Genomic DNA, 8,164 nt, shown 5'->3' with positions numbered 1-8,164 from the left:
GCTGGGACGTCACCTGCGGGACAGCGAGAGAAGGGCAGCCCCCACGTTGCGCGTCGCCAGATTCTCCCTCGAGGGAAACGTCGGTTTCGGTGTGCTGGACACCGACCAGGACCGGGACGAGCCGGTCCTGGACGTGGTCCGCGGCCACCCCTTCGGCGGGGTGGAGCGCAGCGGACGCCACATCCCGCTGAAGGCGGTCCGGCTGCTGCCGCCGGTGCTGCCGAACAAAGTGGTCGCGGTGGGCCGCAACTACGCCGAACACGCCCGTGAACTCGGCAACGAGGTCCCGGAGACCCCCGTGATCTTCCTCAAACCCTCCACCTCCGTCGTCGGGCCCGACGATCCGGTTCCCTACCCCTCCTTCTCCCGGGAGGTCCACCACGAGGCGGAGCTCGCCGTCGTGATCGGCCGGATGTGCCGGGAGGTGCCGCCCTCCCGCGCGGCGGAGGTGATCCTCGGGTACACCTGCGCCAACGACATCACCGCCCGGGACATCCAGCGCTCCGAGGAGCAGTGGACCCGGGCCAAGGGCTTCGACGGCTCCTGCCCCCTGGGTCCGTGGGTCGAGACGGAGATCACCCCCGAGCGGGCCGCCGATCTGGCGATCATGTGCACCGTCAACGGCGAGCAGCGTCAGCTCGGCCGCACCGACGAGATGGTGCGCGGCATCCCCGAGCTGATCGCGCACATCACCGAGGCGATGACGCTCCTGCCCGGGGACGTCATCCTCACCGGCACCCCGGCGGGTGTCGGCCCCCTGGAGATCGGCGACGAGGTCGCCGTCACCATCGAAGGCATCGGAACTCTCACCAACAAGGTGGTCAAGCGTGACTAGCGCGCCCTCCTCCGCCCCCGCCGAGACCGGCACGGGGGACACCTCCCCGGTCCGGGTGCGGTTCTGCCCGTCCCCGACCGGCAATCCGCATGTCGGCCTGATCCGGACGGCGTTGTTCAACTGGGCCTTCGCGCGCCGGAACGGGGGCACCATGATCTTCCGGATCGAGGACACCGATGCCGCGCGGGACTCCGAGGAGTCCTACGAGGCGCTCCTGGACGCCATGCGCTGGCTCGGCCTGACCTGGGACGAGGGTCCCGAGGTGGGCGGCCCCCACGAGCCCTACCGGCAGTCGCAGCGCATGGAGATCTACGCCGATGTCGCCCGTCGTCTCCAGGACGCCGGTCACGCCTACCGGTGCTACTGCTCGGCCAACGAACTCGCCGAACGCCGTGAGGCCGCCCGGGCCGCCGGCCGGCCCTCGGGATACGACGGCACCTGTCGCGACCTGTCGGCCGAGCGGATCGCCGCCCACGAGGCGGAGGGACGCACGCCCATCGTGCGGTTCCGGATGCCCGACGAGCCGATCACCTTCACCGACCTGGTGCGCGGGGAGCTGACCTTCACCCCGGAGAACGTCCCCGACTACGGCATCGTCCGGGCCACCGGTGCTCCGCTCTACACCCTGGTCAACCCGGTGGACGACGCGCTGATGGGCGTGACGCACGTCCTGCGCGGCGAGGACCTGCTCTCCTCCACCCCCCGCCAGATCGCGCTGTACCGCGCGCTCGCGGACATCGGGGTGACCGACGGGGCGATGCCCCGCTTCGGACACCTGCCGTACGTGATGGGGGAGGGGAACAAGAAGCTCTCCAAGCGCGACCCCCAGGCGTCCCTCAACCTGTACCGGGAACGCGGCTTCCTGCCCGCCGGCCTGCTCAACTACCTCTCCCTGCTCGGGTGGTCCATCGCCGAGGACCGGGACATCTTCTCGCTGGAGGAGATGGTGGCGGCCTTCGACATCGCGGACGTGAACGCCAACCCCGCCCGCTTCGACCTCAAGAAGTGCGAGGCGATCAACGCGGTCCACCTGCGGGAGATGTCCACCGAGGATTTCCTCGCCGCCTGCGAGCCGTGGCTGCGGGCCCCCCGGGCGCCGTGGAAGCCGGAGGCGTTCGACGAGGCTGCCTTCGCCGCCCTCGCGCCGTTGGCCCGGACCCGGTTGACGGTGCTCTCCGAGATCACCGACAACGTCGACTTCCTCTTCCTCGACGAGCCGGTGCGCGACGAGGCGTCCTGGCAGAAGGCGATGAAGCCCGGCGCGGAGGCGCTGTTGCGCACGGCCCGCGAGCGGTTGGCAGCGGCGGAGTGGAACACGGAGGCGCTCAAGGCCGCCGTCCTGGCGGCGGGGGAGGAGCACGGGCTGAAACTGGGCAAGGCCCAGGCCCCGGTTCGGGTGGCGGTGACCGGGCGGACCGTGGGGCTGCCGCTCTTCGAGTCCCTCGAGGTGCTCGGCCGTGAGCGCACGCTGGAGCGCGTCGACGCGGCGCTGGAGCGGCTGGGGGCCTGAGTCGCCCGGAAGTCGGCCCGGAGGGCGGCCCACGGGGCTCTCCGGGCCCTCCCGGGGGAGTGGTGGCATCCCGTCCTGCGCCGGGGGACGGGTCCGGCGCGGTGGCTCCGCGCGAGGAGGTCCCGGAAGAGCGCCGGGGACCCGCGGGCCGCCGCGGGGGAACCCGTTTTGGAGCACGGTCCCCGATCGGGTAATGTTCTTCCCGTCGCCGAACGGGGCCGGCCGAAAGGCCGGGAAACCGGGAGGCGAACACCGGAACAACACCTCTCGAGGTCACGTTTTGGTGGGCTATGGTGTAATTGGCAGCACGACTGATTCTGGTTCAGTTAGTCTAGGTTCGAGTCCTGGTAGCCCAGCGCGATCTTCGCCCAGCGAGATCATGCCCCCGTTGTGTAGCGGCCTAGCACGCCGCCCTCTCAAGGCGGTAGCGCCGGTTCGAATCCGGTCGGGGGTACTGGCCGAAAGGCCTGCTGGGGCCCCCGTTGTGTAGCGGCCTAGCACGCCGCCCTCTCAAGGCGGTAGCGCCGGTTCGAATCCGGTCGGGGGTACCATCCGGGAAAGCCCCGCGTGTTCGCACGCGGGGCTTTCCCGCGTGGTGGCGTGGTGCGCGAGCCGGTTCGGTCCCCCGGTGACCCGGCTCACCCACCCCGGTGGATCACCGGATCGTGCCCCGGCCCCTCCGGGGGTCCTCGTGGGCTCCCGGGCGCGGGCAGCGGCACGGCCCCGGCCGGGGATCGGGCCCGGCCGGGGCCGTGCCGGGATCAGGCGGTGCCGCGCCGCAGGGCCTCGGTGAGGCGATTGGCGGCGTCGATCAGAGCCCGTGAGTGCATGCGTCCGGGGTGGCGGGTCAGGCGCTCGATCGGTCCGGAGACCGAGACCGCGGCGACCACCCGGTTGGAAGGGCCGCGGACGGGGGCCGAGACCGACGCCACCCCGGGCTCCCGCTCGCCGATGGACTGGGCCCACCCCCGGCGCCGCACGCCGGAGAGGGCGGTGGCGGTGAAGCGGGCGCCCTGCAGGCCGTGGTGCAGGCGCTCCGGCTCCTCCCAGGCCATGAGGATCTGCGCGGCCGAGCCGGCCTTCATCGGTAGGGTCGACCCAACCGGCACGGTGTCCCGCAGGCCGGAGAGACGTTCGGCGGCGGCGACGCAGATCCGCATGTCTCCCTGGCGACGATACAGTTGGGCGCTTTCCCCGGTGATGTCGCGCAGGTGGGTGAGGACCGGTCCGGCGGCGGCCAGGAGGCGGTCCTCGCCGGCGGCGGCGGCCAGTTCCGACAGGCGAGGTCCGAGGACGAAGCGTCCCTGCATGTCGCGGGAGAGCAGTCGGTGGTACTCCAGGGCCACCGCCATGCGGTGGGCGGTGGGGCGGGCCAGGCCCGTGGCGGCGACCAGGCCGGCCAGGGTGGCCGGGCCCGATTCCAGGGCGCTCAGCACCAGAGCTGCCTTGTCGAGGACGCCCACTCCGCTGGAGTCGGCGGCACCAGGTGTGTCCATGCAACGATACTCGCGTCTCACAGTGTGAAACGCAAGTTCCTTTCCCCGGCGAAGGGGCCACGCTGGATCACATCCCCGACTCCCGCCCGGAGCCGGGCGCACCGGTCCCGTCGGCCTCGACAGCGAGCGCCGCGGACCGGGCCGCCGTCCGGACCGCGGGGCGCGGACGACGGTCACCGACCGAACGGCACGATTCGATTTGAGGCCCGGCGACGCTGCCGGGTCGGAGGGAATGCGATGGGACGGACACTCGCGGAGAAGGTCTGGGACGACCACGTCGTCCGGCGCGCGGAGGGCGAGCCCGACCTGCTCTACATCGATCTCCATCTGCTGCACGAGGTGACCAGCCCCCAGGCGTTCGACGGGCTGCGCAAGAGCGGTCGTCGGGTGCGGCGCACCGACCTCACCATCGCCACCGAGGACCACAACACCCCGACGATCGACATCGACAAACCGATCGCGGACCCGGTCTCCCGCACCCAGTTGGAGACCCTGCGCAAGAACTGCGCGGAGTTCGGCGTCCGGCTGCACCCCCTCGGGGACCGGGAGCAGGGCGTGGTGCACGTGGTCGGCCCGCAGCTGGGCCTGACCCAGCCCGGCACGACGGTGGTGTGCGGGGACAGCCACACCTCCACTCACGGTGCCTTCGGCGCGCTGGCCTTCGGTATCGGCACCAGCCAGGTCGAGCACGTCCTGGCCACCCAGACCCTGCCGATGGCCCCCTTCCGCACCATGGCCGTCACGGTCCGCGGCGAACTGCCCGCGGACGTGACCGCCAAGGACCTGATCCTCGCGATCATCGCCCGGATCGGCACCGGCGGCGGCCAGGGGTACGTCCTCGAGTATCGCGGTGAGGCCATCGAGAAGCTCTCGATGGAGGCGCGGATGACCATCTGCAACATGTCCATCGAGGCCGGTGCCCGGGCCGGCATGATCGCGCCGGACGAGACCACCTTCGAGTACCTGCGCGGACGCGACCACGCCCCGACCGGCGCCGACTGGGACGCCGCCGTGGAGTACTGGCGCACCCTGCGCACCGACGAGGACGCCGTCTTCGACCACGAGGTCGTCATCGACGCCGCCGAGCTGGCCCCCTTCGTGACCTGGGGGACCAACCCCGGCCAGGGGGCCCCGCTCTCCGCGTCGGTTCCCGACCCGGCCTCCTTCATCGACCCCAGCGAACGCCTGGCGGCGGAGAAGGCGCTGGAGTACATGGGGTTGTCCACCGGACAGCCGCTGCGCGAGATCCCGGTGGACACCGTCTTCGTCGGGTCCTGCACCAACGGCCGGATCGAGGACCTGCGCGCGGCCGCCGAGGTGCTGCGCGGCCGACGGGTCGCCGACGGGGTGCGGATGCTGGTGGTCCCCGGTTCGGTACGGGTGGCGCTGCAGGCCGTCGAGGAGGGCCTGCACACGGTGTTCACCGACGCCGGGGCGGAGTGGCGGCACGCCGGGTGCTCCATGTGTCTGGGGATGAACCCCGACCAGCTCAAGCCCGGTGAGCGCTCCGCCTCCACCTCCAACCGCAACTTCGAGGGCAGGCAGGGCAAGGGGGGCCGCACCCACCTGGTCTCCCCGCAGGTGGCCGCCGCCACCGCCGTGACGGGGCACCTGGCCTCCCCGGCGGACCTGTCCGACCACACCTCCGTCCCCACCCCCGCGGGAGTCTGATCAGCGATGGAAGCCTTCACGACGCACACCGGCCGGGCCGTCCCGCTGCGCCGCAGCAATGTGGACACCGACCAGATCATCCCCGCCCACTGGCTCAAGAAGGTCACCCGGGACGGGTTCGAGGACGGGTTGTTCGAGGCCTGGCGCCGTGACCCGGAGTTCGTGCTCAACCGTCCCGAGCGCGCCGGGGCCACGGTGCTGATCGCCGGTCCCGACTTCGGTACCGGGTCGTCCCGGGAGCACGCCGTATGGGCGTTGCAGAACTACGGCTTCAAGACCGTCATCTCCTCCCGGTTCGCCGACATCTTCCGCGGCAACTCCCTGAAGAACGGGCTGCTGACCGTCATCCTCGACCAGGCCGTGGTCGATCGGCTGTGGGAGGTCGTCGAGGCCGACCCGCAGGCGCCGGTCACCGTGGACCTGGTGGAGCGCGTGGTGCGGGCGCCGGGTGTGGAGACCCCCTTCGAACTCGACGAGAACTCCCGGCGACGGCTGTTGGAGGGACTGGACGACATCAGCCTGACGCTGCAACACGAGGACGAGATCGCCGCCCACGAGGCGGAGCGGCCCTCCTTCAAGCCGCGGACCCTGGTGGCCTGACCGGTTCGCCCGGCCCACCGGCCGCCCCGGTCCCGGCTCCCCTGTGGGAGAACTTTTCGGCCATCGAACGGTCGCTCCCCCGGGCGCTCTCGACCCCTCCACGGCATCTTCCGATACGGGTGTGTCCCCCACCGCAGGGTGGGGGACACACCCGTATCGTCTTGTGTGCGGGGGGATGTCGGGCGACAACTCCCCCCGGGTGGCACAATTGGTGCATGGACCACGACGACCGGGCACCGCTCCACGCCCCCCTCGTGGTCCGGCTGAAAGAAGCGCACCGGAGGGTGCGTATGAGGCCCGTCCCCGGAGGGGTGCGACGGGATATCCCCCTCGGTCGTTGTCCATTACCGTCGCCGCCGAACGGGACACGTCGGTGGGCGTGCCCCGCCTCGAGCGGCTTCCGGTCCGCCTCGACCCCGCTCCCGCGGAGTTCTCCGCCGGAGACGGCCAACGGGGCGCCGGCGGGGGCGCCCGGGTGAGCCGGTGGACCGGGCGCGCGGCGGAACCCCCGTGAGGGCGCGTCACGGCGCCCGGTTAGGGAGGCGTCGTTCCCGCGCCGGTCCCGGTGGCCGACGCGGTGTCGTTCCGGCGGGCGGCGTCACCTTTCGGGCGTTCGACGCCGGACCCGGGGATGTCGCCGGATCGGCGCGTGTGGCGGCTCAGTTCGTTGCGACACAAGGGTGATTCGCCCGTTTCTGGTTTGATTTGCGGTATATATCTGCCTACCGTGCGAAAAAGCTTGAACAGTTTCGTTCCAGCGATGCCTCCGAAGGGGAAGACGTGAACAAGGCGCAGCTCGTGGAAGCCATCGCCGACAAGCTCGGTGGCCGTCAGCAGGCCGCACTCGCGGTCGATATCGTTCTCGACGCCATCATCCGGGCCACCGTCGCCGGGGAGCGCGTGTCGGTCACCGGCTTCGGTTCGTTCGAAAAGGTCGAGCGACCGGCCCGTTACGCCCGCAACCCCCAGACCGGGGAACGGGTTCGGGTGAAGAAGACCGCGGTGCCCCGGTTCCGCGCCGGACAGGGCTTCAAGGACCTGGTGGCCGGCAGCAAGAAGCTTCCGAAGAACGACGTGGCCGTGAAGAAGGCGCCCAAGGGCAGCCTGAGCGGTGGCACCGCCGGCAAGAAGGCGGCGGCGAAGAAGACCACCGCGAAGAAGAGCACCACCACCCGCAGCGCGACCGCCAAGAAGGCCGCCGCCGGAAAGAAGGCCGGCGCGGCCAAGGGCACCGCCGCGAAGAAGACCACGACCGCCCGCGACACCGGGGCCGCCAAGAAGGCCACGGCGAAGAAGACCGCCAAGAAGGCGTCGGCGAAGAAGACCGGTGCCGGCAACGCCCCGGCCCGCAAGGCGGCGGGGCGTCGGACCACGGCGAAGCGGACGGCCACACGCAGCAAGTGACCCCGCCGGGGTCGGTCGGGGTGACCCTGCGTGTGCCGGACCTCTAGGATCGGCGCATGCAGGCCACCGCGTACACCTGGGATCCCGCCACCCGAGCCGGCAGCGTGCTGCTCGACGACGGCACCCCTTTGGAGTTCGACGCGGGAGCCTTCGACGCCGGCGGTCTGCGTCTGCTCCGCCCCGGCCAACGGGTGCGGATCGAGACCGACCCCCGGGAGGACCGCGCGGCCGGACGCGTCGCGCCCCGGATCACCCTCGTGACCCTGCAGACCTTCTGAACCCCGGCCGGGCGTCCGAACCGTCGCCCGTGCCCCGCCTTCCCCCGGCGGGGGAGTGGAGTCCCGCCCAGGCCCGCCGGGTGTGCGGTCCCACCCCGAGTTCCAGCGCCGCCAGCAGATCCGCCCCGGTGTCCACGTCCCGCCGGGCTCCCGGCACATCGGACAGGACGAGTTCCAGGGCCCCCGACTCCCGGTGCCGCGCCCGCGAGTCCGGGCCGAAGCGCGGGTCCGGGGCCGTGCCCGGAGCCACCGTCAGCATCGTGGTGCCGGTGCCCTCCGCGTCCGGCACGAAGCATCGCGGGGCCCGCGCCGCCAGCAGCACCCGCTCCAACTCCTCCGGCCGCAGCGCCGGTAGATCCCCGTTGAGTGC

7 protein-coding genes, 3 tRNA genes and 1 pseudogene are annotated in these 8,164 nt (G+C 71.7%); 9 read left to right on the top strand and 2 right to left on the bottom strand.

Annotation, left to right across the window (positions count from 1 at the left end):
- The first annotated feature begins 46 nt into the window (after positions 1-46).
- The 5 genes from FNQ90_RS06830 (at position 47) to FNQ90_RS06810 (ending at position 2,896) form a co-directional block, all read left to right on the top strand.
- On the top strand, positions 47-835 hold the full coding sequence (locus FNQ90_RS06830; protein ID WP_182605434.1) for a fumarylacetoacetate hydrolase family protein: 789 nt from the start codon (positions 47-49) through the stop codon (positions 833-835).
- Entirely contained in the window at positions 828-2,345 is a 1,518-nt protein-coding gene (gene gltX / locus FNQ90_RS06825) for a glutamate--tRNA ligase (RefSeq protein WP_182605433.1), read from the top strand. The genes FNQ90_RS06830 and gltX overlap by 8 nt, the downstream gene beginning before the upstream one ends.
- Before the next feature lie 284 nt (positions 2,346-2,629).
- Positions 2,630-2,701: transfer RNA gene (locus FNQ90_RS06820), tRNA-Gln, on the top strand.
- A gap of 25 nt (positions 2,702-2,726) precedes the next feature.
- Positions 2,727-2,799: transfer RNA gene (locus FNQ90_RS06815), tRNA-Glu, on the top strand.
- 21 nt (positions 2,800-2,820) lie between these two features.
- Positions 2,821-2,896 (top strand) — tRNA-Glu (locus FNQ90_RS06810).
- A 210-nt stretch (positions 2,897-3,106) separates the two neighbouring features.
- Here FNQ90_RS06810 and FNQ90_RS06805 read toward each other — a convergent pair.
- Positions 3,107-3,841: an IclR family transcriptional regulator gene (locus FNQ90_RS06805; protein ID WP_143619069.1), complete on the bottom strand. Its 735-nt coding sequence runs from the start codon at positions 3,839-3,841 to the stop codon at positions 3,107-3,109.
- Positions 3,842-4,078: 237 nt separating this feature from the next.
- Between FNQ90_RS06805 and leuC the strand changes: the two genes are divergently transcribed.
- The 4 genes from leuC (at position 4,079) to FNQ90_RS06785 (ending at position 7,794) form a co-directional block, all read left to right on the top strand.
- Entirely contained in the window at positions 4,079-5,512 is a 1,434-nt protein-coding gene (gene leuC, locus FNQ90_RS06800) for a 3-isopropylmalate dehydratase large subunit (RefSeq protein ID WP_182605432.1), read from the top strand.
- Between the two features lie 6 nt (positions 5,513-5,518).
- On the top strand, positions 5,519-6,112 hold the full coding sequence (gene leuD / locus FNQ90_RS06795; RefSeq protein WP_143619065.1) for a 3-isopropylmalate dehydratase small subunit: 594 nt from the start codon (positions 5,519-5,521) through the stop codon (positions 6,110-6,112).
- A gap of 780 nt (positions 6,113-6,892) precedes the next feature.
- Positions 6,893-7,516 carry an HU family DNA-binding protein gene (locus FNQ90_RS06790; protein WP_143619063.1) on the top strand — a complete coding sequence of 208 codons (624 nt, stop codon included), beginning with the start codon at positions 6,893-6,895 and terminating at the stop codon, positions 7,514-7,516.
- Positions 7,517-7,572: 56 nt separating this feature from the next.
- Entirely contained in the window at positions 7,573-7,794 is a 222-nt protein-coding gene (locus tag FNQ90_RS06785) for a hypothetical protein (RefSeq protein ID WP_143619061.1), read from the top strand.
- Here FNQ90_RS06785 and FNQ90_RS06780 read toward each other — a convergent pair.
- A pseudogene (locus tag FNQ90_RS06780) lies at positions 7,766-8,164 on the bottom strand (2-phospho-L-lactate guanylyltransferase); the annotation flags it as partial. The gene FNQ90_RS06785 and the pseudogene FNQ90_RS06780 sit on opposite strands and share 29 nt — an antisense overlap.

The sequence above is a fragment of the Streptomyces alkaliphilus genome (assembly GCF_014141535.1).
GTDB lineage: Bacteria > Actinomycetota > Actinomycetes > Streptomycetales > Streptomycetaceae > Streptomyces > Streptomyces alkaliphilus.
This window is presented reverse-complemented; position numbering and strand designations above follow the sequence as displayed.

Excerpts from the sequence above, each read along its gene's own strand:
- FNQ90_RS06805 (WP_143619069.1), bottom strand. The coding sequence starts at position 3,841 with ATGGACACACCTGGTGCCGCCGACTCCAGCGGAGTGGGCGTCCTCGAC.
- leuC (WP_182605432.1), top strand. The coding sequence starts at position 4,079 with ATGGGACGGACACTCGCGGAGAAGGTCTGGGACGACCACGTCGTCCGG.
- leuD (WP_143619065.1), top strand. The coding sequence starts at position 5,519 with ATGGAAGCCTTCACGACGCACACCGGCCGGGCCGTCCCGCTGCGCCGC.
- FNQ90_RS06785 (WP_143619061.1), top strand. The coding sequence starts at position 7,573 with ATGCAGGCCACCGCGTACACCTGGGATCCCGCCACCCGAGCCGGCAGC.